Annotated in this window: 24 protein-coding genes and 1 pseudogene; 14 read left to right on the forward strand and 11 right to left on the reverse strand. The window is 65.2% G+C overall.

What is annotated here, in order from left to right:
* Positions 1 to 7 precede the first annotated feature (7 nt).
* Positions 8 to 1,126, reverse strand: a complete 1,119-nt coding sequence (locus BVG12_RS17685; protein ID WP_075793545.1) for a Re/Si-specific NAD(P)(+) transhydrogenase subunit alpha — start codon at positions 1,124 to 1,126, stop codon at positions 8 to 10.
* 246 nt (positions 1,127 to 1,372) lie between these two features.
* Here BVG12_RS17685 and BVG12_RS17690 point away from each other — a divergent pair, with 246 nt between their 5' ends.
* The 3 genes from BVG12_RS17690 (at position 1,373) to BVG12_RS17700 (ending at position 3,605) form a co-directional block, all read left to right on the forward strand.
* Positions 1,373 to 1,876, forward strand: a complete 504-nt coding sequence (locus BVG12_RS17690; RefSeq protein ID WP_075793546.1) for an NUDIX hydrolase — start codon at positions 1,373 to 1,375, stop codon at positions 1,874 to 1,876.
* A gap of 1 nt (position 1,877) precedes the next feature.
* Positions 1,878 to 2,987, forward strand: a complete 1,110-nt coding sequence (gene mnmA / locus BVG12_RS17695) for a tRNA 2-thiouridine(34) synthase MnmA (protein WP_075793547.1) — start codon at positions 1,878 to 1,880, stop codon at positions 2,985 to 2,987.
* A gap of 138 nt (positions 2,988 to 3,125) precedes the next feature.
* Positions 3,126 to 3,605 carry a chemotaxis protein CheW gene (locus tag BVG12_RS17700; RefSeq protein ID WP_075793548.1) on the forward strand — a complete coding sequence of 160 codons (480 nt, stop codon included), beginning with the start codon at positions 3,126 to 3,128 and terminating at the stop codon, positions 3,603 to 3,605.
* Positions 3,606 to 3,681: 76 nt separating this feature from the next.
* Here the strand turns inward: BVG12_RS17700 and BVG12_RS17705 are convergent, their stop codons facing one another.
* From BVG12_RS17705 to BVG12_RS17715, 3 genes are read right to left on the reverse strand one after another with little or no spacing between them, the layout of a single operon-like run.
* Complete coding sequence (locus tag BVG12_RS17705) at positions 3,682 to 4,065, reverse strand: ANTAR domain-containing response regulator (RefSeq protein WP_075793549.1); 384 nt, start codon at positions 4,063 to 4,065, stop codon at positions 3,682 to 3,684.
* A gap of 14 nt (positions 4,066 to 4,079) precedes the next feature.
* Positions 4,080 to 4,856 (reverse strand): 5'-3' exonuclease, encoded by a 777-nt coding sequence (locus BVG12_RS17710; protein WP_075793550.1) that lies wholly within the window; start codon positions 4,854 to 4,856, stop codon positions 4,080 to 4,082.
* Positions 4,857 to 4,869: 13 nt separating this feature from the next.
* Complete coding sequence (locus tag BVG12_RS17715; RefSeq protein WP_075796431.1) at positions 4,870 to 5,538, reverse strand: glutathione S-transferase; 669 nt, start codon at positions 5,536 to 5,538, stop codon at positions 4,870 to 4,872.
* A 284-nt stretch (positions 5,539 to 5,822) separates the two neighbouring features.
* Here BVG12_RS17715 and BVG12_RS17720 point away from each other — a divergent pair, with 284 nt between their 5' ends.
* From BVG12_RS17720 to BVG12_RS17730, 3 genes are all read left to right on the forward strand, one after another.
* A complete protein-coding gene (locus tag BVG12_RS17720) occupies positions 5,823 to 7,748 on the forward strand; it encodes a methyl-accepting chemotaxis protein (RefSeq protein WP_075793551.1) in 1,926 nt (641 codons plus the stop codon).
* A 164-nt stretch (positions 7,749 to 7,912) separates the two neighbouring features.
* Positions 7,913 to 9,847, forward strand: coding sequence for a CocE/NonD family hydrolase (locus tag BVG12_RS17725; protein ID WP_075793552.1), 1,935 nt, complete (start codon positions 7,913 to 7,915; stop codon positions 9,845 to 9,847).
* Positions 9,848 to 9,914: 67 nt separating this feature from the next.
* Complete coding sequence (locus BVG12_RS17730) at positions 9,915 to 10,745, forward strand: DUF72 domain-containing protein (protein ID WP_075793553.1); 831 nt, start codon at positions 9,915 to 9,917, stop codon at positions 10,743 to 10,745.
* 106 nt (positions 10,746 to 10,851) lie between these two features.
* On the opposite strand, the gene BVG12_RS17735 is transcribed toward BVG12_RS17730, so the two are convergent.
* From BVG12_RS17735 to BVG12_RS17745, 3 genes are read right to left on the reverse strand one after another with little or no spacing between them, the layout of a single operon-like run.
* Positions 10,852 to 11,112 carry a DUF6587 family protein gene (locus tag BVG12_RS17735; protein ID WP_075793554.1) on the reverse strand — a complete coding sequence of 87 codons (261 nt, stop codon included), beginning with the start codon at positions 11,110 to 11,112 and terminating at the stop codon, positions 10,852 to 10,854.
* 2 nt (positions 11,113 to 11,114) lie between these two features.
* Positions 11,115 to 13,007 (reverse strand): ferrous iron transporter B, encoded by a 1,893-nt coding sequence (gene feoB, locus BVG12_RS17740; protein WP_075793555.1) that lies wholly within the window; start codon positions 13,005 to 13,007, stop codon positions 11,115 to 11,117.
* A gap of 10 nt (positions 13,008 to 13,017) precedes the next feature.
* Positions 13,018 to 13,287, reverse strand: coding sequence for a FeoA family protein (locus BVG12_RS17745; protein WP_052170598.1), 270 nt, complete (start codon positions 13,285 to 13,287; stop codon positions 13,018 to 13,020).
* A 242-nt stretch (positions 13,288 to 13,529) separates the two neighbouring features.
* Here BVG12_RS17745 and BVG12_RS17750 point away from each other — a divergent pair, with 242 nt between their 5' ends.
* From BVG12_RS17750 to bfr, 3 genes are all read left to right on the forward strand, one after another.
* The gene (locus tag BVG12_RS17750; protein WP_075793557.1) at positions 13,530 to 13,748 is read left to right on the forward strand and encodes a (2Fe-2S)-binding protein; all 219 of its coding nucleotides are present in this window, start codon (positions 13,530 to 13,532) and stop codon (positions 13,746 to 13,748) included.
* A 153-nt stretch (positions 13,749 to 13,901) separates the two neighbouring features.
* A complete protein-coding gene (locus tag BVG12_RS17755) occupies positions 13,902 to 14,582 on the forward strand; it encodes a PepSY-associated TM helix domain-containing protein (protein ID WP_370662841.1) in 681 nt (226 codons plus the stop codon).
* Between the two features lie 101 nt (positions 14,583 to 14,683).
* Entirely contained in the window at positions 14,684 to 15,154 is a 471-nt protein-coding gene (gene bfr / locus BVG12_RS17760; RefSeq protein ID WP_056438565.1) for a bacterioferritin, read from the forward strand.
* A gap of 112 nt (positions 15,155 to 15,266) precedes the next feature.
* Here bfr and BVG12_RS17765 read toward each other — a convergent pair whose 3' ends face one another.
* Positions 15,267 to 16,190 (reverse strand): PfkB family carbohydrate kinase, encoded by a 924-nt coding sequence (locus BVG12_RS17765; RefSeq protein ID WP_229503644.1) that lies wholly within the window; start codon positions 16,188 to 16,190, stop codon positions 15,267 to 15,269.
* A 7-nt stretch (positions 16,191 to 16,197) separates the two neighbouring features.
* Positions 16,198 to 16,815 carry a glutathione S-transferase family protein gene (locus BVG12_RS17770; protein ID WP_075793559.1) on the reverse strand — a complete coding sequence of 206 codons (618 nt, stop codon included), beginning with the start codon at positions 16,813 to 16,815 and terminating at the stop codon, positions 16,198 to 16,200.
* 165 nt (positions 16,816 to 16,980) lie between these two features.
* On the opposite strand from BVG12_RS17770, the pseudogene purB reads away from it, so the two are divergent.
* Positions 16,981 to 18,356 (forward strand): annotated as a pseudogene (purB, locus tag BVG12_RS17775) (adenylosuccinate lyase).
* A 159-nt stretch (positions 18,357 to 18,515) separates the two neighbouring features.
* On the opposite strand, the gene BVG12_RS17780 reads toward purB, so the two are convergent.
* Complete coding sequence (locus tag BVG12_RS17780) at positions 18,516 to 20,468, reverse strand: TOL_0244 family TonB-dependent receptor (protein ID WP_083685183.1); 1,953 nt, start codon at positions 20,466 to 20,468, stop codon at positions 18,516 to 18,518.
* Positions 20,469 to 20,761: 293 nt separating this feature from the next.
* Here BVG12_RS17780 and BVG12_RS17785 point away from each other — a divergent pair, with 293 nt between their 5' ends.
* The 3 genes from BVG12_RS17785 to BVG12_RS17795 are packed head-to-tail and all read left to right on the forward strand — an operon-like array spanning position 20,762 to position 22,463.
* Positions 20,762 to 21,298 (forward strand): cytochrome b, encoded by a 537-nt coding sequence (locus BVG12_RS17785; RefSeq protein ID WP_075793560.1) that lies wholly within the window; start codon positions 20,762 to 20,764, stop codon positions 21,296 to 21,298.
* An 11-nt stretch (positions 21,299 to 21,309) separates the two neighbouring features.
* Positions 21,310 to 21,864 carry a YceI family protein gene (locus BVG12_RS17790; protein WP_075793561.1) on the forward strand — a complete coding sequence of 185 codons (555 nt, stop codon included), beginning with the start codon at positions 21,310 to 21,312 and terminating at the stop codon, positions 21,862 to 21,864.
* A gap of 29 nt (positions 21,865 to 21,893) precedes the next feature.
* Positions 21,894 to 22,463, forward strand: a complete 570-nt coding sequence (locus BVG12_RS17795) for a YceI family protein (RefSeq protein WP_075793562.1) — start codon at positions 21,894 to 21,896, stop codon at positions 22,461 to 22,463.
* Between the two features lie 75 nt (positions 22,464 to 22,538).
* Here BVG12_RS17795 and BVG12_RS35185 read toward each other — a convergent pair whose 3' ends face one another.
* Positions 22,539 to 24,044, reverse strand: coding sequence for a hypothetical protein (locus BVG12_RS35185; RefSeq protein ID WP_229503645.1), 1,506 nt, complete (start codon positions 24,042 to 24,044; stop codon positions 22,539 to 22,541).
* A gap of 273 nt (positions 24,045 to 24,317) precedes the next feature.
* Here BVG12_RS35185 and BVG12_RS17805 point away from each other — a divergent pair, with 273 nt between their 5' ends.
* On the forward strand, positions 24,318 to 24,587 hold the full coding sequence (locus BVG12_RS17805) for a GlsB/YeaQ/YmgE family stress response membrane protein (RefSeq protein WP_036234577.1): 270 nt from the start codon (positions 24,318 to 24,320) through the stop codon (positions 24,585 to 24,587).
* Positions 24,588 to 24,651 lie beyond the last annotated feature (64 nt).

Consider the following 24,651-nt stretch of genomic DNA (forward strand, 5'->3'; position numbering starts at 1 on the left):
TCCTTGTTTACGCCGCTTTGCGCAGCACGTCGCCGTCGATGGCGACGAGCACTGCGCGCACGATCTCGTCCTCGCGGTCGATGACGAGCTTCCCGTCCTTGTCGATCACGAGCTTCAAAAAGTCCAGCACGTTGCGCGCGTACAGGGCCGAGGCGTCGGCCGCGACGAGCGCCGGCAGGTTCGGTTCGCCGATGATCGTCACGCCGTGCTTGATCACCGTCTTGCCCAACTCCGTCAGCGGGCAGTTGCCGCCCTGCTCGATGGCCATGTCGACGATCACGGAACCCGGCTTCATCGCGCGCACCGTCTCTTCCGCAATCAGCACGGGGGCCTTGCGGCCCGGGATCAGCGCGGTGGTGATGACGATGTCGGCCTGCTTCGCGCGCTCGTGCACGAGCTCCGCCTGGCGCCGCATCCAGTCGGCCGGCATCGGACGCGCATAGCCGCCGACGCCCTTGGCGATCTCCCGTTCCTCGTCGGTGAGGAACGGCACGTCGATGAATTTGGCGCCCAGCGATTCCACCTGCTCCTTCACGGGCGGCCGCACGTCGGACGCTTCGATGACGGCACCGAGGCGCTTCGCGGTGGCGATGGCCTGCAGGCCGGCGACGCCGACGCCCATGATCAGCACGCGCGCCGCTTTCACGGTGCCGGCGGCCGTCATCAGCATCGGCATGAAGCGCTGATAGGCGTTGGCGGCCATGATCACGGCCTTGTAGCCGGCGATGTTGGCCTGCGACGACAGCACGTCCATCGATTGCGCACGGGTGATGCGGGGCGCCGCTTCAAGCGCGAACGCGGTCAGGCGCTGCTGCGCCAGCGCGGCCAGGTTGTCCGTATCGAACGGGTTCAACATGCCGACGAGGGCGGCGCCCTGCTTCATCTGCGCGCGCTCTTCCGCGTTCGGGCTGCGTACTTTCAGGACGAGGTCGGCCCCGAGAGCCTCTTGCGCGGTCCCGATGCGGGCGCCAGCGGCGACATAGGCGTCATCAATCGCGGAAGCATGCACGCCGGCACCGGATTGCACGATCACTTCGTGCTGGGCAGCCAGCTTTTTGACGGTTTCGGGAGTTGCTGCGACACGTGTCTCGCCCGGCCTCGTTTCGGCCGGAACACCAATTCTCATGATGCCTCCATAAAATTGATAAACTGTCCACAATCTAGCATGTAATGCTCCGATGAATACAGATGAGTGGTTTTTCGTCAACAGATCGGCCATTCTCATGGCATAGCCTGCGAGAACCTAGACGAATCCACAAGGTTTTTGTTTCAAATCAATATTCAAACTTGTCCGGAACTGTTGCACCGCAGCGTGCGCCCGAGCAACGCACGTTCCATCAAGGTAGAATGTCGGCTCACATTAAGGACGCGCATGACCCATACCTTCAGACCGTCAGTCACCGTCGCCGCGATCATCGAGCGCGATGGCCGCTTTCTGCTGATCGAAGAGGAAACCAGCGACGGCATCCGCCTGAATCAGCCGGCCGGCCACCTCGACCCGTGCGAATCGCTCGAACAGGCGGTGATCCGCGAGGCGATGGAAGAGACGGCGCATGAATTCATCCCGGAAGCCCTCGTCGGCATGTATCTGTCGCGCTACCACTCGAAGTCGCGCGGACATGACGTGACCTATCTGCGCTTCACGTTCTGCGGCAAGGCGGGCAAGCAGTACGACCAGGCGCTCGACCACGGCATCCTGCGCACGCTGTGGCTCACGCGCGACGAACTGGCCGCGTGCCAGGAGCGCCACCGCAGCCCGATCGTGCTGCGGTGCGTGGACGATTACCTGGCGGGCAAGCGCACGCCGCTAGACCTGCTGTACACGGACTATTCGGTCTTCGACGGCGGACTCACCATCAAACCGGACGTAACCTGAAATGAGCAAAAAGAAAGTCGTGATCGGGATGTCGGGCGGCGTCGACTCCTCGGTCGCGGCCTGGATGTTGAAGGAACAGGGCTATGAAGTCGTCGGCCTGTTCATGAAGAACTGGGAAGACGACGACGATTCCGAATACTGTTCCACGCGCCAGGACTGGATCGACGCGGCCAGCGTGGCCGACGTCGTCGGCGTGGACATCGAGGCGGTCAACTTCGCCGCCGAATACAAGGACCGCGTGTTCGCGGAATTCCTGCGCGAATACCAGGCCGGCCGCACGCCGAACCCGGACGTGCTGTGCAACGCCGAGATCAAGTTCAAGGCCTTCCTCGACCACGCGATGAAGCTGGGCGCCGACCTGATCGCGACCGGCCACTACGCGCGCGTGCGCCACAACGGCGCCACTAACAAATTCGAGCTGCTGAAAGCGCTCGATTCGACCAAGGACCAGAGCTACTTCCTGCACCGCCTGAACCAGGCGCAGTTGTCGAAATCGCTGTTCCCGCTGGGCGAGATCGCCAAGACGGAAGTGCGCAAGATCGCGGAAAAACTGGGCCTGCCCAATGCGGCGAAAAAGGATTCGACGGGCATCTGCTTCATCGGCGAGCGCCCGTTCCGCGAATTCCTCGGCCGCTACCTGCAGCACAAGCCGGGCCCGATGAAGCTGGACAACGGCCAGACGGTCGGCGAGCACGTGGGCCTGTCGTTCTACACGCTGGGCCAGCGCAAGGGCATCGGCATCGGCGGCCTGAAATCGCACAAGAACGCGGACGGCACGAGCGAACCGTGGTTCGTGGCGCGCAAGGACATCGCCACCAACACGCTGTACATCGTGCAGGGCCACGACCACCCGTGGCTGCTGTCGGCCAGCCTGGGCGCCGGGCAGGCCAGCTGGATCGCGGGCGCACCTCCGGAGCCGCGCGCTTTATCCGCCAAGACCCGCTACCGCCAGGCCGACGTGCCCTGCACGGTCGCGCCGGAAGGTCCGGACCGCTTCACGCTCGCCTTCACCGATCCGCAATGGGCGGTGACGCCGGGCCAGTCGGCCGTGTTGTACGACGGCGACGTGTGCCTGGGCGGCGGCATCATCGATACCGCGACCGCCGCCTGATTGTTGCATTCTGCCCGCAGCCACGGCATTTTTGTTCACGATTGTCTTTTGGCCATCGTATCCGACACAAAAATGTCGTACTCTTCCGGTATATTGCTGCATGGAAACATGCGACACGTTTAAACCTGAGGAATATCAATGGCTGAAGACATCGTCAACAACGCGACCGAAGTGCTGTCGTTCCGCCTGGGCAGCGAGGAATATGCGATCAGCATTCTCAAGGTCCAGGAAATCCGCGGCTACGACGCCGTCACCCGCATCGCCAACGCGCCCGACTACCTGAAGGGCGTCGTCAACCTGCGCGGCATCATCGTGCCGGTGGTCGACATGCGCATCAAGTTCAACGTCGGCGCCGCGACCTACGACGCGTTCACCGTCGTGATCGTCCTGAACATCAACAACCACACGATCGGCATGGTGGTGGACAGCGTCTCGGACGTCGTCACGCTGACGGCGGACCAGATCAAGCCGGCCCCGGACCTCGGCGCCACCGTGTCGGGCGAATACCTGCGCGGGCTCGGTACCGTGGGCGAGCGCATGCTGATCATGCTGGATATCGACAAGCTGCTCGGCTCCGAGGAGATGGGGCTCTTGGCGGCGGCGAAAGAGGCGGCCTGATTTAGGCCCGCAGCACAAAGACGTCGTTCCCGGCATTGCCGGAAACGGCTCCCGCGAAAGCGGGAATGACGTTTTTTTAGTCGCCCCGGTGCTTCTTGACGATGGAAATGACGGTGTTGCGGATCGTGCGCAGCACCGTGTCGGCCTTGAACGGCTTGACGATGAACCCGTGCACGCCGCCCGCGAGCGCCGCCTGGACGGCCGGCGCGTCGAGCGAGCCGGACACCATGAAGATCAGCGTCTTGGGCAGCTGCGCGCGCAGCTGTCCGATGGCCTCTTGCCCGTCCTCGAACTGCTCGCGCGCGATGCAGAAGATGTGCGGATGGTGCTTGAGCGCGAGCGCAAATCCGGCCGCGGCCGTGTGGGCCTGGCCGGCGACGTCGTAGCCGCCGTCGGTGAGCACGGTGGCCAGCAGGCCGCGCGCGACGGCGCTGCCGTCCACGATGATCGCCTTGAGCATCGGTTTCCTTTCTTTTAATCTGCTTCGTACGCCAGCATGTTCCACGTGACGCCCAGGCGCACGTCGGTCTTCAGTTGCACCAGCTTGCGCGACACCTCAAGGATCTCGCGCTCCGCGCGCAGTCTCTCGCCCAGCGGCGTCTTGAGGATGCCGGCGCCCGCCATGACGGCGTCGAGGTCGCCATAGGCATTGAGCAGGCGCGCGGCCGTCTTCATGCCGATCTTCGACACGCCCGGCACGCCGTCGGTCGGGTCGCCCATCAGCGCCAGCAGGTCGTGCAGGCGCTCCGGCGCGACGCCGAACCTGTTGCGCACCCACGCGTCGTCGTGCCACTCGCCCTTGAAATGATCCCACACCAGCGCGCCGTGCGCGATCAAGGGGTGCAGGTCCTTGTCGGTGGTGGCGACGACGGCGTCGCCGCGCCCCTCCGACAGCCAGCGCAGCACGCCGGTGCCGATGACGTCGTCCGCCTCGACCTCGGGCAGCATCAGGACGTGCAGGCCGACCTTGCGCAGGCGCTCGTGGAATTCCGGCAGCGCTTCGCGCAGCACGCCCGGCATCGGCGCGCGGCCTTCGCGGTAGCGCGGATACAACGCGTGCCGCCACGTGGCGCCGCCGTAGTCGAACGCGGCCAGCACGTGCGTGGGCGCGTGCGCTTCGAGCAGGTTGCGGAACGACGAGAACGCGTGGCGCAGCGCGATGCTCGCCTTGAGGTCCGAGTCCGGTTCGGGGCTCGCCTCGTACACGCGCCGCACGATGTTCAGGCCGTCGATGGCCAGCAGCTTTGCCATGGTCCTTACTTTTTTACTTGACGAAGGCGTATTCCCCGCCCTGTTCGAGCGCGCGCCGGTAGGCCGGCCGCGCGTGGACCTTGTCGAGGAAGGCGACCAGGTTCGGGTATTGCCCATCCAGCCCGCCGCGCGCGGCCGCCGCTTCCAGCGGGAAGCTCATCTGGATGTCGGCGGCGGAGAACTCGTCGCCGGCGAACCAGGTGCGCTTGCCCAGCTCCCCCTCCAGGAACGCCAGGTGCTGGCGGATCTGCGGCAGCACGAAGCTGTCCTTGACCTTGTTCGCGATCGCGCGCGCGATCGGGCGCACGAAGAACGGCGCCGGGCTGCTCTCGACGCGGTCGAACACGAGTTTCAGCAGCAGCGGCGGCATCGCCGATCCTTCCGCGTAATGCAGGAAATACGTGTAGTGCAGGCGCCCGGGCGTACCCGGCACCGGCGCCAGCGCCGTGCCGTAGCGGCCGACCAGGTACTCGATGATCGCGCCCGATTCCGCCACGACCGTATCGCCGTCCTGGATGACGGGCGACTTGCCGAGCGGGTGCACGGCGCGCAGCGCGGGCGGCGCCAGCATCGTCTTCGGATCGCGTTGGTATTTTTTGATCTCGTATTCCAGACCCAGTTCCTCCAACAGCCACAGGATGCGCTGGGAGCGCGAATTGTTCAGGTGATGGACGACGATCATCGGCATTTGCGGGCGTGATAAAGGCGGTAGCTTAGCATTGTTGGGGGCCGATCAGAAGCAAAGTGGCAACGACAACATCCTTGCCACATACGCCATACTCAAACGCGAATACTGTTTATATCGTTAGCGCGATTAGAGATCCAGACATTTCCAAGACTATAAAAGAACGTTGTAGGGATGCCGCGTCAAGCCTCTATTTTTGAAGAAAATCACTAATTACGCACGTCATCTCATATGACCATGATTACACTCAAAGTACCTTTCCCCAGATCAATTGCCCTGCCATGACATTCCGCCATCTCGCCATCCGCGCCAAGCTCATGCTCAGCATGGGCGTGTGTCTGCTCGTATTCATCGCCATCTCGTCCACGCTGTCGATTTCGATGACCGGTTCGCACATGCGCGAGCGCGTCGTCGGCAGCGAATTGCCGGCCCAGATCAGCGCCATCCGCAACGACATCCAGCGCCAGATCGCCGAACCCGCCGCGATCTCGCAGACGCTGGCGCACAACACGTTCCTGGAGGCGTGGGAAGACGCCGGCAATCCGGACGACGGCCTGGCGGCCTGGACGACGCAGGCCAAGCGCCTGCGTGAAGCCAACCGCGCGGCCACCGTGTTCTGGGTGTCGGACAGCACCTCGAAATACTTTACCGAAAAGGGTCTCGACCGCATGATCGACAAGGCATCCGCCAAGGACGCCTGGTTCAAGGCCTTCCTCGACAGCAATAAGACATACACGCTCGATCTGGACAAGGACGCCGGTTCCGATGTCTACATGCTGTTCATTAACACGCGCGTGCAGACGCCGAACGGCAAACTGGCCATCGCCGGCCTGGGCCTCTCCGCCGACGCGCTGGCGAACAGCATCCGCAGCTACCGGCTGGGCAAATCCGGCTTCGTCTACCTGGTGAACAAGGACGGCGTGCTGATGGTCCACCGCGACCGCAGCCTGCTCGACGGCCATCACACCCTCGACAAGCTGCCCGGCTTCACGCCCGATCTGGCGCGTTCGCTGCTGGGCAAGCAGGCGTTCGCGTCGGCGCACTACGACGCGCCGGCGGGCCGCCAGTTCGTCGCCTCGTCGTTCGTGCCGGAGCTGGGCCTGTACGTCGTGGCCGAAGTGCCGGAAGCCGAAGTGCTGGGCAATATCGGCCAGACGGCGGCGGTGTCCGCCATCATCGCGGCCCTCGTCGGCGGCGCGGTGGGTCTCGCGGCGATCTGGTTCGTGTCCGGCGCTATTTCGGCTCCCGTGATGGGCGCGGCCGGCATGCTGGGCGAAATCGCCGACGGCGAAGGCGACCTCAGCCGCCGTCTGCAAGCCGATGGCGAGGATGAAGTCGGCAAGCTGGCGCAGGCGTTCAACCGCTTCGTCGGCTCGCTCAGCGGCACGATCGGCAAGGTACGCGACAGCAGCCACGTGATCGCGGACGCCTCCGCGGAAATCGCACGCGGCAATCTGGACCTGTCCGCGCGCACGGAAGCGCAGGCGTCGAGCATCGAAGAGACGGCGGCCGCGATGGAAGAACTGACGACCACCGTGCGCAACAACGCCGAGCACGCGATCGAAGCGAACCGCCTCGTGTCCGAGACGGCGCAGTCGGCCGAAAAAGGCGGCGCCGTCGTGGCGGAAGTCGTGCGCACGATGGGTGCCATCACGGAAAGCTCGCGCAAGATTTCCGAGATCATCGGCGTCATCGACGGCATCGCCTTCCAGACCAATATCCTCGCGCTCAACGCGGCCGTGGAAGCGGCCCGTGCGGGCGAACAAGGCCGCGGCTTCGCGGTCGTCGCCGGCGAGGTGCGCACGCTGGCGCAACGGTCGGCCGCGGCATCGAAAGAGATCCGCCAGCTGATCCTGGATTCCGTCGCCAAGGTCGACGCCGGCAGCGCGCTGGCCGATGGCGCCGGCCAGGCGATGGAAGCGATCGTCGGCTCGGTGCGCCGCGCGGAGGTCCTCATGCGCGACATCGCCTCGTCGAGCCAGGAGCAGAGCCTGGGCATCACCCAGGTCAACCAGGCCATCGCGCAGATGGACGACGCGACCCAGCAGAACGCGGCCCTCGTCGAGGAAGCCGCCGCCGCCGCCGCCGCCCTGCAGGAACAGGCGCGCGAACTGGATGCCATCGTCGGCACGTTCAAGCTGGCAAGCGGCCCCGCGGCAGCGGTGCCGGCCCTCGCCGCGCCGAACCGCAAGCGCCTGGCGGCATAACCCGCCTAAAACCGGGGTCAGAGCCCGATTTTGAGCAATTTCCAAAAACCGGGCTCTGACCCCGGTTTTATGGCCCGTTTGCAGAGTTCCCCACCCTTCGGTACTATGTTTGGTTGCAACTTTACCCAGGTTGCTCATTCAACCGTCCCGTGGAGAACCATCCAATGTCGCGTCACTGCCTGCCGTCCCTGTCCGCCCTTTCCCTCGTGCTTGCCGCCGCCTTCGCCACTGGCGCACAGGCCCAGACCGCGCCGATGGCGCCGGACATCCCGGCCGACAAGTTCACCACGACGGTCCCGAACGCCGACTACGTCAAGCAGGACGTGATGATCCCGATGCGCGACGGCGTCAAGCTGCACACCGTGATCGTGATCCCGAAGAGCGTCATGACGGGCAAGGCGCCGATCATGCTGACGCGCACGCCCTATAACGCCTCCGGCCGCGCGAGCCGCATGAAGAGCCCGCACCTGGCGTCCATCCTGGGCGACGGCGACGATGCCTTCATCGAGAACGGCTACATCCGCGTGTTCCAGGACGTGCGCGGTAAATACGGCTCGGAAGGCGACTACGTGATGACGCGCCCCGTGCGCGGCCCGCTGAACAACACGCCGGTCGACCACAGCACGGATGCCTACGACACGATCGATTGGCTCATCAAAAACATACCGCAATCGAACGGCAAGGTGGGCATGGTCGGCTCGTCCTACGAAGGTTTTACGGTGCTGATGGCCCTCGTGGAACCGCACCCGGCGCTGAAGGCGGCCGTGCCGATGAGCCCCATGGTCGACGGCTGGCGCGGCGACGACTGGTTCCACAACGGCGCTTTCCGCAACCCGAACCTCGCGTACATCGCCAGCCAGAACGCGGCGCGCGGCGAAGGCGAGAAAATCGTCACCGGCATCTACGACGATTACGAGGCTTACCTGCGCGCGGGATCGACCTCGGACTTCGCCCACATCTATGGCCTCGACCAGCTGAACTTCACGAAAAAACTGTTCGAGCATCCGGCCTACGACAGCTACTGGCAGGAGCAGGCGCTCGATAAGATCCTGGCCAAACGTCCCTTGAGCGTGCCCACGATGACCGTCGTCGGCCGCTGGGACCAGGAAGACATCTACGGCGCCTACGCGACCTACGCGGCCGTCGAACCGCAGGACAAGACGAACAAGCTGAATTCCCTGGTCGTCGGCCCGTGGCGCCACAGCGGCGTCAATTACGAAGGCTCGACGCTGGGCGTGCTGAAGTTCACGGGCGACACGGCCCGCGAATTCCGCCACGACGTCATGCTCCCGTTCTTCAACCAATACCTCAAGGATGGCGCGCCCGCGTTCGACACGCCGCCCGTGTGGTCGTACCAGACCGGCGTGAACCGCTGGCGCCGCCTGGAGCAGTGGCCGCTCGTGCCGGCATCCACGCCGCTGTACCTGAAGCCGGGCTTCGGCCTCGCGTTCGAGAAGGCCGAGGGCAAGGCCGACAAGACGGCCGCGTTCGACGAATACGTGTCCGATCCGGCCAAGCCGGTGCCGTTCGTGCCCCGTCCCGTGCACATGGGCGACGGCAATGTCTGGAAGCCGTGGCTCGTGACCGACCAGCGCAGCTACTCGGACCGTCCGGACGTGCTGACCTACACGAGCGCCCCGCTCACGGCGCCGCTGCAGCTGGCCGGCCAGCCGATGGTCGACCTGTTCGCGTCGACATCGGGCACGGACAGCGACTGGGTCGTCAAGCTGATCGACGTGTACCCGGACGAAGTGGCGGCGCAGCCGGAGCTGGGCGGCTACGAGCTGCCGATCGCGATGGACATCTTCCGCGGCCGCTACTACCAGGGCCTGGACAAGCCGGCCGCGATCCCCGCGAACAAGGCCGAGCGCTACCGCTTCGCCCTGCCCAACGTCGACCACGTGTTCCTGCCGGGCCACCGCATCATGGTGCAGATCCAGTCCAGCTGGTTCCCGCTGTACGACCGCAACCCGCAGACCTTCGTGCCGAACATCTTCTACGCCAAGCCGGGCGATTACCGCAAGGCGACGCAGCGCGTCTATCACGCGCCGGGACTGGAGAGCGCGATCGAACTGCCGGTGGTGCAGATGACGAAGTAATCCACAGGTCAAATACAGGGTTCGGCAGCGCACGGAGCGCGCCCATGTCCCGGCCTAGACTGCCGGCATGGGCGCAATCTACATCGGCATCTCGGGCTGGCGTTACGAACCATGGCGCGGGGTGTTCTACCCGCCCGGCCTCGCGCAGTCGCGCGAGCTCGATTACGCATCGCGCTTCCTGCCCACCATCGAGATCAACGGTTCCTTCTATTCGCTGCAGCGCCCGTCCAGCTATGCGGCGTGGTACGACGCGACGCCGCCCGGCTTCGTGTTCGCCGTGAAGGGCAACCGCTTCCTCACCCACATGCTCAAACTGCGCGGCATCGGGACGCCGCTCGCCAACGTGCTCGCCTCGGGCGTGTTCGCGCTGCGCGAGAAGCTCGGACCCTTCCTGTGGCAGTTCCCGCCGCAGCTGCGCTTCGACGCGGACAAGGTCGAGCATTTCCTGTCCCTGCTGCCGCACGACACGGGCCGCGCACTCGATATCGCGCGCGGTCACGACGAGAAGCTTGCGGGCCGCGCGCTGCTGGAGATCGACGCCGTGCGCCCGCTGCGCCACGCCGTCGAAGTGCGCCACGAGAGCTTCCGCGATCCCGCCTTCAGTGCGCTGCTGCGCAAGCATAATGTGGCGCTGGTCGTCGCCGACACGGCCGGCAAGTGGCCCGACTTCGACGAGGTGACGGCGGACTTCGTCTACATGCGCCTGCACGGCGAGCACGAGCTGTATGCGAGCGGCTACGAGGACGAATCGCTGGCACGCTGGGCCGCGCGCATCCGCGCGTGGGCGGAGAATGGGGATGTGTACTGCTACTTCGACAACGACATCAAGGTGAGAGCGCCGTTCGATGCGAAGCGGTTGATGGAGATGGTGGGCGCGGATTGGAAACCGGCGGTCTGAAAAAAACCGTCGGTCCGCCCAGGCGGGGCCCAGTTTTGCATGCGTTTCGACGGCGCGTAAACCCGGGTTCCCGCCAAGGCGGACGGGTAGTCGGGGAACGACGTGACTAGTGCCGTACGTGAACCTGGATGACCTTGCGGCCCTTCGCATCGGTCTCGGGCAGCGGCGTCGTCTCGCACGTGCCGCACGTATCGCACCCGCTGCCGCAGCTCGAATCGGTGCCGAGCCATTTCACGATCCGGCCACGGCCGGTGCCGCCCGACAGCTTGTAGACGAGCTTCTCGCGCCACGCCTTGGGCAGGTATTTGGCCGCCGCATACAGCGCGGCGAAGGCGACGATGACGGCGACGATCAGGTACTGGATCACGATCAGCTCCCCAGCACGGCCCGTGCGATGTGGAAGGTCAGGAACGAGGCCGTGTACGCGAGCGCGAACATATAGCCGGCCATCAGCAGCGCGTAGCGCACGCTGCCCGTCTCGCGACGCACGACGGACAGGGTCGACAGGCACTGCGGCGCGAACACGTACCAGGCCAGCAGCGACAGCGCCGTCGGCAGGGTCCACGAGGCGGCGATGATCGGGGTCAGCGAGCTGGCCACGTCGTCGCCCGTCGTCGACAGCGCGTACACCGTGCCGAGCGCGCCGACGGCCACTTCGCGCGCCGCCATGCCCGGCACGAGCGCGATGCAGATCTGCCAGCCGAAGCCGATCGGCTCGAACACGACGGCCAAGGCGCGGCCCAGCATGCCGGCGATGCTGTAGTAGATCGGCGGATGCGTCGCGCCTTCCGGTGCGCCCGGGAAGCTGGACAGGAACCAGACGAGGATCATCAAGGTGAGGATCACGGTGCCGACACGCGTGACGAAAATACGCGCGCGCTCCCACAGGCCCAGCACCAGGTTGTGCAGGTGCGGCCAGTGGTAGGCGGGCAGTTCCAGCATCAGCGGCTGGTGGCCCTTGGCGCCGACGGTGCGCTTGAAGAAGTACGCGACGCCCATCGCGCTGACGATGCCCGCCGCGTACAGCAGGAACAGCACGAGGCCTTGCAGGTTGATGCCGCCGCCCAGTTCGCGGTGCGGGATGAACGCGGCGATGACGAGCGCGTACACGGGCAGGCGCGCGGAACACGTCATCAAGGGCGCGATCATGATGGTCACAAGGCGGTCGCGCGGGTTCTGGATCGTGCGCGCGGCCATCACGCCCGGGATCGCGCAGGCGAACGACGACAGCAGCGGAATGAACGCCCGGCCGGACAGGCCCACGCCGCCCATCATGCGGTCGAGCAGGAACGCGGCGCGCGGCAGGTAGCCGCAATCCTCCAGCACGAGGATGAAGAAGAACAGGATCAGGATCTGCGGCAGGTACACGAGGACGCTGCCCGCGCCGCCGAACACGCCGTCGACGATCAGGCCGCGCAGCGGGCCGTCCGGCAGTGCGTTGCCGACCCAGTGGCCCAGCGCGTCGACGGCGTTCTTGATCAGGTCCATCGGCACGTTGGCCCAACTGAACACGGCCTGGAAAATCAGGAACATCGTGGCCGCCAGGATGACCGGGCCGATCACCGGATGCAGCACGACGTGGTCGATCTGCTCGCTCAGGTTGCCGGTGTCCTTGTCGAAGCTGACCGTCGCGTCGATGATGCGGCGCACTTCGCGCTGCGTCTCCTCGACGGGGACGGCGTCGATGGCGGACAGCGGGTTCGGTGTCACATGCGTATCGAACGGCATCACTTCCAGCGCCTTGAGCAGGCCCTTCTCGCCGCCGGCCTGCACGGCGACGGTCTCGATGACGGGCATGCCGAGTTCCTGCGCCAGGCGCGCCGTGTCGATCTCGATGCCGCGCTTTTTCGCGACGTCGACCATGTTCAGCGCCAGCACCATCGGCAGGCCGAGGCGCTTGATCTCCAGCACGAGGCGCAGGTTCAGGCGCAGGTTGGTGGCGTTGACGACGCAGACGACGGCATCCGGCGTCTGCTCGCCGGCGCGCAGGCCGGCGACGACGTCGCGCGTGATCGCTTCGTCGGGCGTATGGGCGTTCAGGCTGTAGGCGCCGGGCAGGTCGAGCACGCGCAGCGGACGGCCGCCCGGCAGCATGAAACTGCCTTCCTTGCGCTCGATGGTGACGCCGGCATAGTTCGCGACCTTCTGGCGCGCGCCGGTAAGGCGGTTGAACAGGGCGGTCTTGCCGCAGTTCGGATTACCCAGCAGGGCGATGAGCGGCGCTTTGGCGGCCGCCTGGACCTGCTGATCTACTGCTCCCATGTCGGTTCCGTCACTCCGGCTGGATCGAGACCAGCGCCGCCTCGAAACGGCGCAGGGCGAACGTCGACTGGCCGACCTTCACCGCCAGCGGACCGCCGGGCAGGCCGCGCTTGAGCATGCGGATGCGCTCGCCCGGCACGAAACCCAGTTCCATCAGGCGGCGCGACACGTCGATGCCGCCGTCGCGGCTGCCGACCGCGTTCGGCGCGAGGTGGATCACGGTGCCGCTCTGGCCGGCCTTGAGGCTGTCGAGCGTGGTCAGGGTGGGTGCAAGAGTCATGGTGTCGCTTCCCGGTGGTAGTGCGATGCTGTAACGGATGGGTACATCATAAACCTAAATGCGAATTATTTCTATTTGCGGTTTGTCTACTTCCGTTCTCTCAGCCTTCATTTAACGCAACAACGCAACAAAAACGCTTGCATTCGGGATTCAACTTGAGCAGAATACGAAGGGTAATGAGAATGATTCGCATTATAGACCAAACAACACTGGCCTGTGATGCACTTACCACGGAACCGTCCATGATCGTCTGCGTCTGCAATAACATTTCCGACCGCGAAATCCGCCAGGCGGTCGACCTCGGCCTGACCTCGATGGCCGACCTGTACAAAGAACTGGGCGTCGGCACCTGCTGCGGCAAATGCGTCAGCTATGCGCGCGAAGTGATGCACGAGCATCTGGAAAGCAAGACCACCGTCACCGAGCTGCGCCGCACGCCGCACGACGGTCTCGCCGCCTGATACGGGCGCCCCCTCCTCCCTACCGGCCGCCGCCGGCGGCGAGCACCGGCGGACAAGGCCTCGATGTTGCTACGCACAATCGGTGCGTGCCCCGTCCACACGCGGTCCGGTCTTGGTAATATGTGACTTCCGATGCGCCCAGATTTCACTCCTATGCCCGTAATCCCGTTCCGACCACCCAGAGCGCCCTTTACGGTCCAGCCTCCTCCCCAACCTTCGCGCCGCGCCATGATCGTCAAGTGGCTGCGCAAGACGCATGGCTGGATCGGCCTCTGGGGCGCAGTGCTCGGGCTGCTGTTCGGCAGCACCGGCATCCTCCTCAACCACCGGGCCGTGATGAAAATTCCCGCCGTCGAGGCGCAGGAGTCCACGGTCCAGGTTCCCCTGCCAAATCCGGCGCCGGCCAGTCCGCAGGCGCTGGCCGGCTGGCTCAAGCGTTCATTGCGATTGGAGCCGGAACCGGGACGCGTAAAAGCCGAGGCCGCGCGGCCCGTCGCGTGGGGCGACAAGGCCCTGATCCAGCCGGCGCGCTGGAGCGCCAGTTTTACTTCGCCATCGGGCAATGTCCAGGCCGAATATTGGGTCGGCAACAGCTATGTCACCGTCAAGCGCGCCGACAATAATGTCTTTGGCACCCTCGTCAACCTGCACAAGGGCGTGGGCATGAGCGCCGGGTGGATCCTGCTCGTGGACACGCTCGCGGGTTCCATCATCCTGCTGTCGCTGTCCGGCGTCGTGCTGTGGACGCTCACCAACCGGCGCCGCACGGTCGGCATCGTGATCGGGGCCGTGTCGCTGCTGGCGGCGGGCGGCCTGGCGCTGGCGGCGATCTGACGATGTGCGGCGGCCGGCTTCGGCATGCCGACATATGGCATGCCCGCCAGCCCCGTGGTTTGCTATGATGTCATGACGCTAACCGCACGCAAAGGCAATCCATGAAGGGCGATCCCAACATCATCCGGCTGCTCAACGCGCAGCTGACCAACGAGCTCACCGCCGTCAACCAGTACTTCCTGCATGCGCGCATGTACAGGCACTGGGGCTTCGAGAAGCTGGGCAAGAAGGAATACGACGAATCGATCGGCGAGATGAAGCACGCCGACCGCCTGATCGACCGCATCCTGATGCTGGACGGCCTGCCCAACCTGCAAGCCCTGCATAAGCTCTTGATCGGCGAATCGACGCAGGAAATGCTCGAATGCGACCTCAAGCTGGAACGCGCGGCCCAGGTCACGGTCAAGGAAGGCATCGCCGCCGCCGAGATCGCGCACGATTACGTGTCGCGCGACCTGCTGCTGGAGATTCTCGAAGACACCGAGGAACACATCGAGTGGTTGGAAACCCAGCTCGACCTCATCGTCAAGGTGGGCATCCAGAATTATCTGCAGAGCCAGATGGGCGAGTAGGTGGGCATTTGGGGCCCGGGGCCCCAAATGAAACGTGCGCGCGCGTATGACGTCAACACATCGCATACGTCACGCGTGGGCGGAGGCCGCCCACCCTACCGGTATCAGACGGCTAGCGCCAGCGCGCCACCCACTTGTCGTAGAAGCCGATATCGTTCGGCACGGCCCCCGTGACGGCGCAGATCGCGCCGGCGAACTCGTTGGCGCGAGAAAGCGCCAGTTCCAGCGGCCAGCCGCGCGCGCAGCCCAGCAGGAAGATGGCGGCGAAGGCGTCGCCGGCGCCCGTCGTGTCGATCACGAACGGCGGCACCGGATTGTCGCGCGTGGCGATATAGCTGCCGTCGGCGCCGAAGTACACGGAACCGCGGTGGGCCAGCGTCACGATCAGCGCTTCCAGCGAAAAACGGTCCATCAGCGCGCGGCAGGCCGCGTGCACTTCTTCCGTCGACAGTGCCGCATCGTTCGGGCCGATCTGGAAATACCACTGGAACAGCGCCTGCAACTCCTCTTCGTTGACCTTGACGACGTCGGCCGCCGTCAGCGATTTCGTGACGATGGCTTCGGTCGCGTGGCCGGGACGCAGGTTCAGGTCGAGGAAGCGTTTGGCCCGCGTGTTTTCCAGCACGGCCGCCAGCGCCAGGCGCGAGCGTTCCTCGCGCTGGACCAGCGTGCCGAAATACAGCAGGTCGTGATCGCCGCCGGCGACGCTCGCGGCGGCGCGTTGCGGGTCGATGAAATCGTAGGCCTGGCGCGGCAGCAGCGTGAAGCGCTGCGAACGTTCCGCGACGGCGCGGCCCGTCTCTTCCATCGGGTCGATCTGCAGGCCCGATTCCGGGATCACGAAGCGCTCGAACTCGGCCCGCACGGCCGCGCCGTTGCGGTCGTCGCCGATGCGCGTGATCATCAGGGGCGGGGCCATGAAGGCGGCCAGGTGGCGCGCCACGTTGAACGGGGCGCCGCCGACGGCATGCCCGGCCGGGGCCTCGTCGACGAGCACTTCGCCGAAGACGATGGTCGAGATGCGCGCCGTCATCATGCGGCGCTCACTTCGGCAGGAACGGCACGGTGTCCTTGAACGACGGGCGTTCGGACAGCTTGTCGAACAGGCGCGCCAGGTTCGGGTAGGTGTCGCGCCAGGCGATGTCCGGGAAGCGGAACGCCAGCCAGCCCAGCGTGCAGCCGACGGCGACGTCGGCCAGCGTGTAATGGATCCCCATGCAGAACGGTTGCTCGCCGAGGTTCTCGGACATCACTTTGATGCCGGCGTGCACCTTGCCCATCTGGCGGTCGAACCAGGCCTGGCTCTGCTGCTCGGCCGGACGCCACGTGCGTTCCAGGAACGCCAGCACGGCCGCATCCAGCACGCCGTCCGCCAGCGCTTCCCACACCTTGACGTTGGCGCGGTCGCGGCTGTTCGCGGGCAGCAGCTTGCACACGGGGGTCAGCGTGTCGAGGTATTCGGCGATCACGCGCGAATCGTACATCGTGCTGCCGTCTTCCATCACGAGGCAAGGGACTTTGCCGAGCGGGTTCGACGACGCGATGTTCGTTTCCGGTGCCCAGACGTTTTCCAGCTCGAACTGATAGTCGAGCTTTTTTTCTGCCAACACGACGCGCGCCTTGCGCACATAGGCACTGGTGACGGAACCGATGAGTTTCATAAATGCTCAGTAGAGGGGATTGGCAGACAGTATAACATCGGCCTTCCGCCCATCGAACGCCGGGGAACCGCCTGCAACGGTGGTCAAATGAGACTTGACAAAGCGATCCCGGCCAGGCTGCCGATGGTAGAATCTCGTTTTTGCACTCACCGCTTCCCTCCTCCCATGACCTCTACCGCCTCCTCGACCCTGTCGGCCCTGTCCCCCTGGACGGCCGCTACGCCGCCAAAACCGACAAACTGCGCCCTATCCTGTCGGAAGCCGGTTTCATGCACCATCGCGTGAAAGTGGAGATCGCCTGGCTGCAGGCGCTGTCGCAGGCCGGCTTCGCCGAACTGAAACCGTTCTCCGCCCAGGCGTCCGCATTGCTGGACAAGCTGGCCGCCGACTTCTCGGAGCTCGATGCCGCCCGCATCAAGGAAATCGAGGCCGTCACCAACCACGACGTGAAGGCCGTCGAGTACTGGCTGAAGGAACAAGTGAAGGACGTGCCGGAGCTGGTCGCGGCATCCGAATTCATCCACTTCGCATGCACGTCGGAAGACATCAACAATACGTCGCACGGCATGATGTTGAAGAGCGCCCGTGACGGCGTGCTGCTGCCGTCGCTTGCCGCCGTCATCGCCAAGCTGACCGAGATCGCCCACACGAACGCCGACCTGCCGATGCTGTCGCGCACGCACGGCCAGACCGCGAGCCCGACGACCCTCGGCAAGGAATTCGCCAACGTCGTCGCGCGCCTGCAGCGTGCGGTGAAACGCATCGCGGACGTGGAAATCCTCGGCAAGATGAACGGCGCCGTCGGCAACTACAACGCGCACCTGTCGGCCTACCCGGGCTTCGACTGGCCGGCATTCTCGAAGAACGTGATCGAACAGCGCCTGGGCCTGACGTTCAACCCGTACACCATCCAGATCGAGCCGCACGACTACATGGCGGAACTGTTCGACGCGATCGCGCGCACGAACACGATCCTGCTCGACCTGAACCGCGACATCTGGACCTACGTCTCGCTCGGCTACTTCAAGCAGAAGCTGAAGGCCGGCGAAATCGGTTCGTCGACGATGCCCCATAAAGTCAACCCGATCGACTTCGAGAACTCGGAAGGCAATCTGGGCCTGGCCAACGCCATGCTGCGCCACATGGCGGATAAACTGCCGGTCTCGCGCATGCAGCGCGACCTGACCGACTCCACGGTCCTGCGCAATATCGGCGTCGGCTTCGGCTACGCGCTGCTCGCGTACGACAGCTGCCTGCGCGGCCTGAACAAGCTGGAAGTGAACCCGCAGCGCCTCGAGCAGGACCTGGACGCGAACTGGGAAGTGCTGGCCGAGCCGGTGCAGACCGTGATGCGCCGCTACGGCATCGAGAACCCGTACGAGCAGCTGAAGGAACTCACGCGCGGCAAGGGCATCACCCGCGACGCGCTGCAGGAATTCATCGGCAAGCTGGCGATCCCGCAGGACGCCAAGGACCTGCTGCTGGCCATGACGCCGGCGAATTACACGGGTCTGGCGGCGCAGCTGGCGAAGGCGATCTGACGTCATTCCCCGCGAAAGCGGGAATAGTGCCCCCGGCACTATTCCCTCCCATACAGAGCATCAGGATTCGGTTAGCGGCGCGTATCGAAGCGCGTCAAGGATGCGGCTTCGGAGGTTCAGCATGGGTTCCCGCCTGCGCGGGAACGACGGTATATTTCCTCACCTCTGCCACGTCAACTTGACGCCCACCGTCCTGGGCACCTCGCTGCGCACGGACGCCATGCCGTATTCCGCATGACCGCCGTTCAGATTCGTCCCGATCACCGATAACTCCATCCCCTTTGCTACGCGCCAGCCGAAGCGGGCGTCGAGGGCCCAATAGGCCGGCACGGATGGGAATCCCAGCGCGCCGTTGCGGCGCACGGCCAGTTCCAGCTCGCGCTTCTCGTCGATCACGTGGCTGGAGCGCAGCTGCGCCGTGTAGGCCGGATCGCGGCCCGTGGTCATGCGGCTGGCCTGGTCGCGGCTGCCGGGCTTCAGCGCGAACGCCTCGTGCAACAAGGTGGCGCCCGCGGCGATGCGCCACGACTCGCTCATCTGCACATTGCCCCAGGCTTCGATGCCGCGCGCCGCGCCTTCCATCAGGTTGCCGAACACGACCGTCTTGCCGTCGGGCGTGACGTCCTGCGTGCGCAGGTGATCGTACAGGTCGCGGTAGGCCGTCACGGAATACGACACGCGCTGTCCCGCCTGCCCGCGGTAGCCCAGTTCGAACACGCGCGCGGTCTCGGACCGCACCCGGTTCCCGCCCGCCAGCAGGAAGGGCGGCGCGCCCGGCACGTAGGCGTCGACGTCGAGCCGCGCGGGCGCGCGCACGGTGCGCGACACGGCCGCCCAGAACGCGTGCGCCGGCGTGGCCCGCCAGGACAGGCGCACGTTCGGCAGGAATTCGACGCCCGTGTACGGATTGCGCTCCCAGCGCGCGCCGATGATGGCGCGCAGGTCGTCGTGCAAGGCCACCTCGTCCTGCGCGAACAGGCTGGCCCAGGCCTGCTTGTCACTGGCCGGCAGGAAGGCGACGAAGCGGCTGTTGTCGACGTGGTCCCAGTTGTAGCGGTATTCGCCGCCCCACACGATGCGATGGCGGCCCAGCGGCGCCAGTGCGTGCTGCAGCTGCAGGTCGGCGATGTCGACGGTGTCGGCGAACGCGGGCGGCACACGGCGGTAGCGGATGTCGTAATACGCCTGCGCGCTCACGCTGCCGCCGCCGTCCAGCACATGCTCCCAGCGCCCGGTGATGTTCGCGCCATGGAGCAGGATGTCGTCCACGCCCGCGCTCGCGCCCGGGGCCGGGACAACGCCCGGCGCCGGCTGGCCTTCGCGCCCGCGCCACGCGTTGGCGTTGACGCTGAACCGCTCGGGGCCGCGTTCCCAGTCGCCGCGCCAGCCCACCTGGCCCTGCGTCCAGTCGTCGTCGACGGGCCGCCCCGATGCCAGCTCGCCGTGCTCCAGCCTGAACGCCTTGCCGTAGGCGCGCCAATGGCCGCCCTCCATGGCGGCGCCGTGACGGAACGCGGCCTGCGCGCCGTTGTCGTCGGCGCGCAGAACCAATAGATCTCCCTGCGTGTCGCGCGCGCGGTGCGTCGTGATGTTGATGACGCCGTTGACGGCATTCACGCCCCACAGCGTGCCGCCCGGGCCGCTGATCACCTCGATCCGTTCCACGTCTTCCAGCATCACGTCCGGCTCGTCCCAGAACGTGCCGGAAAACAGCGGGGAGTACACGGAGCGGCCGTCGATCATCACCAGCAGCTTGTTGGCCGGGCTGTCGCTGGTGCCGTTCATGCCGCGCGCGGAAATGAAATAATTGGCGTTGCTGCTGCGCGCGACCTGCACATTGGGCGCCAGGTTCAGGGCCTCGGCGAGATTACGCACGCCCGAGCGGCGGATGTCCTCCGCCGTGATCACGTAGACGGATGCCGGCGCGTCCTGCAGGCGCTCGGGCCGGCGCGATACCGACGTGACGTCGATGTTCGCCAGCTCTTCGATCGACAGGTCGGCGAACTCGCCCCCGGGTCGCCGCGGCCCTTCGTCGGCGTGGACCGGCAGGGCCAGCAGCCCGGCGAACAGCCCGGCGAGCAGCGCGGGCGGGCGGGGAACCAGTGGGTGCATTGCGTTATCTTTTATAAATCCATTTTCTTAACATTTTACCTTCACGCATCCATGATTCCGCCGCGTGCACCGTTGAGACTGGCATATGCGCCACGGATTGTGCCATTTGTCGAACAAAGATATCCGTTTGGATAGCTTCCTCGCGATATTTGGAACAGGTAAAGTGTCCCTATTGCAAAATCACGCTTGGTCGCAAGTCGTGCTAGTGTGTTTAAAGAAATGCCGGCTGCTTAACCCAGCCGAACTTGGTAAGATTTGGTTCTAACTCGTACTAATTGATCGGAGACCCGTCCATGCAGCGCTACACCACGACCGCCATCGTGTTTCACTGGCTGATCGCCGCGCTGATCATCGGTGCGTTCACGCTGGGCCTGGTGATGACGGACATCCCCGGCATCTCGCCCACCAAGCTGAAATATTTTTCGTGGCATAAATGGGCCGGCGTGACCGTGCTGCTGCTCGCCACGCTGCGCCTGCTGTGGCGTCTGAAGCATCGTCCGCCGGAACTGCCCGACACGATGCCCGCATGGCAGCGCAGCGCCGCCCACGGCCTGCATCACCTGCTGTACGTGCTGATCTTCGCCGTGCCGCTGTCGGGCTATTTTTATACGCTGGCGGCCGGCTTCCCGGTCGTCTATTTCGGCCTGTTCCAACTGCCGGTGTTCATCGCCAAGAATCCGGCGCTGGCCGAAACGCTGAAGCCGATCCACTACTGGCTGAACATGATCATGGCCGGCCTCGTCGGCCTGCACGTGGCGGCCGCCCTGAAGCACCAGTTCATCGACCGCGACGGCACCCTCGGACGCATGCTGCCCGGCCGTTCCCATTGAAGGAGATAACCATGACATTCACCCGTGGCAGCCTGGCTGCCCTGCTGGCAGGCGTCGCGCTGGTCGCCAGCGCCGTACCCCTCAAGACGGACGTCGCGCACAGCAGCGTCTCGGCCGTGTTCAAGCAGATGAACGTGCCGGTCGAATCGAAGTTCAAGAGCTTCAACGCGCAGATCGACTACGACGCCGCGCACCCGGACAAGGCGACGGCGCGCGTCGACATCGACACCGCCAGCTTCGACATCGGCGAGGCGGAGTACAACAAGGAAGTCGCCGGCAAGGACTGGTTCAACTCGGCCAAATTCCCGAAGGCGACCTTCGTGTCGTCCGCGATCAAGCCGGCCGGCGCGGGCAAGCTCGCCGTCTCCGGCAAGCTGACCATCAAGGGCAAGACGCAGGACGTGACCTTCCCGGTCACGATCAAGCCGGAAGGCGGTAAACAGGTTTTCGAAGGGCAGCTGCCGATCAAACGGCTGGCCTTCAACATCGGCGAAGGCGAGTGGAAGGACACGAGCATGGTCGCCGACGAAGTCGTCATCAAATTCCGCGTCGCCGCGGGACAGTAATATCATTTATCGATAAAGGATCGTTTTACATGAAACTCAAGCACCTCGCCCTGCTCGCCGCCGTCTTCGCTTCCAGCGCCGCCTTCGCCGCCGACACCTACAAGGTCGACCCGGGCCACACCTATCCGAGCTTCGAGGCGGACCACTTCGGCGGCCTGTCGAACTGGCGCGGCAAGTTCGACAAGACCGAAGGCACCATCGTCGTGGATCGCGCGAACAAGACGGGCAACGTCGACATCACCATCGACGCCACGAGCCTGGACTTCGGCAACGCCAAGCTGAACGAGCACGCCAAGGGCCCGGAAATGTTCGACGTGGCCAAGTACCCGACCGCCACCTACAAGGGCAAGCTCGTGTTCAAGGGCGACGTGCCGACCTCCGTCGACGGCGAACTGACCCTGCACGGCGTGACCAAGCCGGTCACCCTGCACATCAACCAGTTCAAGTGCATCCAGCACCCGATGCTCAAGCGTGAAGTGTGCGGCGCCGACGCATCGGCCACCTTCAACCGTGCCGATTTCGGCGTGGATTACGGCGTCAAGATGGGCTTCAAGCCGGAAGTCAAACTGGCGATCCAGGTCGAAGCCGTCAAGCAGTAATCACCGGCAGCCAATAAAAAACCTCGCGGCCAGCACGGCCGCGAGGTTTTTTTACGCGCTTATTTCTGCGCCGAATCAGCGGCCGTCGCGATCCAGGTCACCCGGCACCGCACGCTCCACGCGGTCCCACGCGGCGCGGCTGGCGGCCTTGGCCTGCTCCCACGTCAGGCGCGAATTGCCCCTCACACGATCCCACTCGTCGGCCATGTGCGGCTCGGCCAGGTCGTAGCTCGGGAAGCGGCGCGCATTGTTGTAGCCCAGCGCATAGGCCGGCGCATAATCGTCATACGTGTAGCCCGTGGTGTAGTACGGCTGGGTCTGGTAGTTGGTGCGCCAGTAAGCGTCTTCCGCCGTCGGGTTGACGAGGTGACCGGCACCTTTACCGACCATGCCGCCGGCGATGCCGCCGATCGCGGCACCCGCGGCCATGCCCACCGGGCCGCCCACGGCGCCCAGCGCGGCACCGGCCGCCGCACCGCCACCCGCGCCGACGCCGCCGGCCAGGTTGTGCTCATGCAGCTCGTCGCCCGGTTTCGGGTTCACGACTTCGCCCGCGCCCTTGCCGGCCATGCCACCCGCGATACCGCCGATGGCGGCGCCCGCGACGGTGCCGATCGGACCGGCCGCGCTGCCGACGGCCGCACCGGTCAGCGCGCCCGCGCCGGCACCCGTGCCCTGTGCCAGATTGTGTTCATGCAGGCGGTCTTCCGAGTGCGGATTCACCACTTCGCCCGCGCCACGGCCCGCTGCGCCGCCGGCCAGGCCGCCGATTGCCGCACCTGCCAGCGCACCGACCGGACCTGCGACCGAACCCGCCGCCGCACCCATCGCGGCGCCGGCGCCGGCGCCCGTGCCTTTGGCCAGATAGTGTTCGCCCAGGTCGTCGCCCGGTTTCGGGTTGACGACTTCGCCCACGCCCTTGCCGGCCATGCCGCCGGCGATGCCGCCGATGGCAGCGCCCGCCGCCATGCCGACCGGACCGCCGACCGCGCCCAGTGCGGCGCCGGTGGCGGCGCCCGCGGCGGCGCCGATGCCGGTGCCGATCACGTGCGAGCCGCCGTTATCGACGAAGGTCTGGTTCAGGTAGGCGACGTCTTCATCGTTACGCGGCGTCACGCCCATCACGATGCCGCCGTTGTTGATGCCTTCTTCGTAGTGCTTGACGCGTTCTTCCGGAATGCCGGCACCGATCAGCGCGCCGATCAGGCCGCCGGTGATGCCGCCCGCGCCCGCGCCGGCCAGTGCAGCCGCCAGCGGACCGGCGACGACGAGGCCCGCGCCCGGGATCACGAGGGTGGTGCCGATGGCGGCCACGCCGGCCAGCACGGCGCCGATGGTGCCGCCGATACCGGCACCGGCAGCGGCGCCCTCGGCGGCCTTGCTGCCCAGCTCAGTCTCGGTGTCGGCGAAGTGGGTCTTGCGGGTGGCGTCGGACATCATGAGGTTGACGTCGTCCTTCGTATAACCGCGGGTCGAGATCGCGTTATAAGCGCGCTCCGCGCTGGCACGGTCGGGGAACAGCCCGGTCACCATGCGGTCTTGCTTCCTCTGCTCAGTCGTTGTGTTGTCGAAAATAGCCATGATGCATTCCTTTCAGTAATCGAAGCGGTCCGGGTGTTGAAGTTCACTTGATGCAAAGTGGCTTAAACGATATGCCTGCCCATCAGTGCGCTTCTGTTCGCTGACGCACCCAGTCCGGGACATTCCACACCACAACAGAACGCTGCGCCGGTTTGCGCGTCTAACGTTCGGCAACGCACCGACCCCGGACCGTGTGCATCACTAGACTTTGCACATGGCCTCGGCATTCAATTGGCCTGGAGTATGTTTTTTCCAACTTGAGGAGGACTCAACATGTTATTCATTATCTGGATCGTTGTCGGTGGTGTGCTCGGCTGGCTCGCCAGCATGGTCATGAAGACGGATGCTGAGCAAGGCATGATTCTCAATGTCGTGGTTGGTATCGTGGGAGCCTTCCTGGGTGGCTGGCTGCTGTCTCCGCTGTTCGGCAGCGGCACCATCAATTCCGACGACTTCAGCGTATCGTCGCTGCTGGTGTCGTTCCTGGGTGCTGTGATTCTGCTCGCAATCGTGAATCTGCTGCGTCGCGGCCGCGTCCGCTAAGAAGGTGCAAGCCCCACTTTGAAAACCAACGTCGGCTGGCGTTGGTTTTTTTACGTCTTCAAGT

It is taken from the genome of Massilia putida (assembly GCF_001941825.1).
GTDB classification, from domain to species: domain Bacteria; phylum Pseudomonadota; class Gammaproteobacteria; order Burkholderiales; family Burkholderiaceae_D; genus Telluria; species Telluria putida.

Excerpts from the sequence above, each read along its gene's own strand:
- BVG12_RS17685 (WP_075793545.1), bottom strand. The coding sequence starts at position 1,126 with ATGAGAATTGGTGTTCCGGCCGAAACGAGGCCGGGCGAGACACGTGTC.
- BVG12_RS17715 (WP_075796431.1), bottom strand. The coding sequence starts at position 5,538 with ATGATCGTCGTCCATCACCTGAACAATTCGCGCTCCCAGCGCATCCTG.
- BVG12_RS17805 (WP_036234577.1), top strand. The coding sequence starts at position 24,318 with ATGTTATTCATTATCTGGATCGTTGTCGGTGGTGTGCTCGGCTGGCTC.
- BVG12_RS17755 (WP_370662841.1), top strand. The coding sequence starts at position 13,902 with ATGCCCGTAATCCCGTTCCGACCACCCAGAGCGCCCTTTACGGTCCAG.
- BVG12_RS17765 (WP_229503644.1), bottom strand. The coding sequence starts at position 16,190 with ATGATGACGGCGCGCATCTCGACCATCGTCTTCGGCGAAGTGCTCGTC.
- feoB (WP_075793555.1), bottom strand. The coding sequence starts at position 13,007 with ATGGGAGCAGTAGATCAGCAGGTCCAGGCGGCCGCCAAAGCGCCGCTC.
- mnmA (WP_075793547.1), top strand. The coding sequence starts at position 1,878 with ATGAGCAAAAAGAAAGTCGTGATCGGGATGTCGGGCGGCGTCGACTCC.
- BVG12_RS17785 (WP_075793560.1), top strand. The coding sequence starts at position 20,762 with ATGCAGCGCTACACCACGACCGCCATCGTGTTTCACTGGCTGATCGCC.
- BVG12_RS17730 (WP_075793553.1), top strand. The coding sequence starts at position 9,915 with ATGGGCGCAATCTACATCGGCATCTCGGGCTGGCGTTACGAACCATGG.
- BVG12_RS17770 (WP_075793559.1), bottom strand. The coding sequence starts at position 16,815 with ATGAAACTCATCGGTTCCGTCACCAGTGCCTATGTGCGCAAGGCGCGC.
- BVG12_RS17710 (WP_075793550.1), bottom strand. The coding sequence starts at position 4,856 with ATGGCAAAGCTGCTGGCCATCGACGGCCTGAACATCGTGCGGCGCGTG.
- BVG12_RS17795 (WP_075793562.1), top strand. The coding sequence starts at position 21,894 with ATGAAACTCAAGCACCTCGCCCTGCTCGCCGCCGTCTTCGCTTCCAGC.
- BVG12_RS17690 (WP_075793546.1), top strand. The coding sequence starts at position 1,373 with ATGACCCATACCTTCAGACCGTCAGTCACCGTCGCCGCGATCATCGAG.
- BVG12_RS17750 (WP_075793557.1), top strand. The coding sequence starts at position 13,530 with ATGATCGTCTGCGTCTGCAATAACATTTCCGACCGCGAAATCCGCCAG.
- BVG12_RS17745 (WP_052170598.1), bottom strand. The coding sequence starts at position 13,287 with ATGACTCTTGCACCCACCCTGACCACGCTCGACAGCCTCAAGGCCGGC.
- BVG12_RS17790 (WP_075793561.1), top strand. The coding sequence starts at position 21,310 with ATGACATTCACCCGTGGCAGCCTGGCTGCCCTGCTGGCAGGCGTCGCG.
- BVG12_RS17700 (WP_075793548.1), top strand. The coding sequence starts at position 3,126 with ATGGCTGAAGACATCGTCAACAACGCGACCGAAGTGCTGTCGTTCCGC.
- BVG12_RS17780 (WP_083685183.1), bottom strand. The coding sequence starts at position 20,468 with ATGCACCCACTGGTTCCCCGCCCGCCCGCGCTGCTCGCCGGGCTGTTC.
- BVG12_RS35185 (WP_229503645.1), bottom strand. The coding sequence starts at position 24,044 with ATGGCTATTTTCGACAACACAACGACTGAGCAGAGGAAGCAAGACCGC.
- BVG12_RS17720 (WP_075793551.1), top strand. The coding sequence starts at position 5,823 with ATGACATTCCGCCATCTCGCCATCCGCGCCAAGCTCATGCTCAGCATG.
- bfr (WP_056438565.1), top strand. The coding sequence starts at position 14,684 with ATGAAGGGCGATCCCAACATCATCCGGCTGCTCAACGCGCAGCTGACC.
- BVG12_RS17725 (WP_075793552.1), top strand. The coding sequence starts at position 7,913 with ATGTCGCGTCACTGCCTGCCGTCCCTGTCCGCCCTTTCCCTCGTGCTT.
- BVG12_RS17705 (WP_075793549.1), bottom strand. The coding sequence starts at position 4,065 with ATGCTCAAGGCGATCATCGTGGACGGCAGCGCCGTCGCGCGCGGCCTG.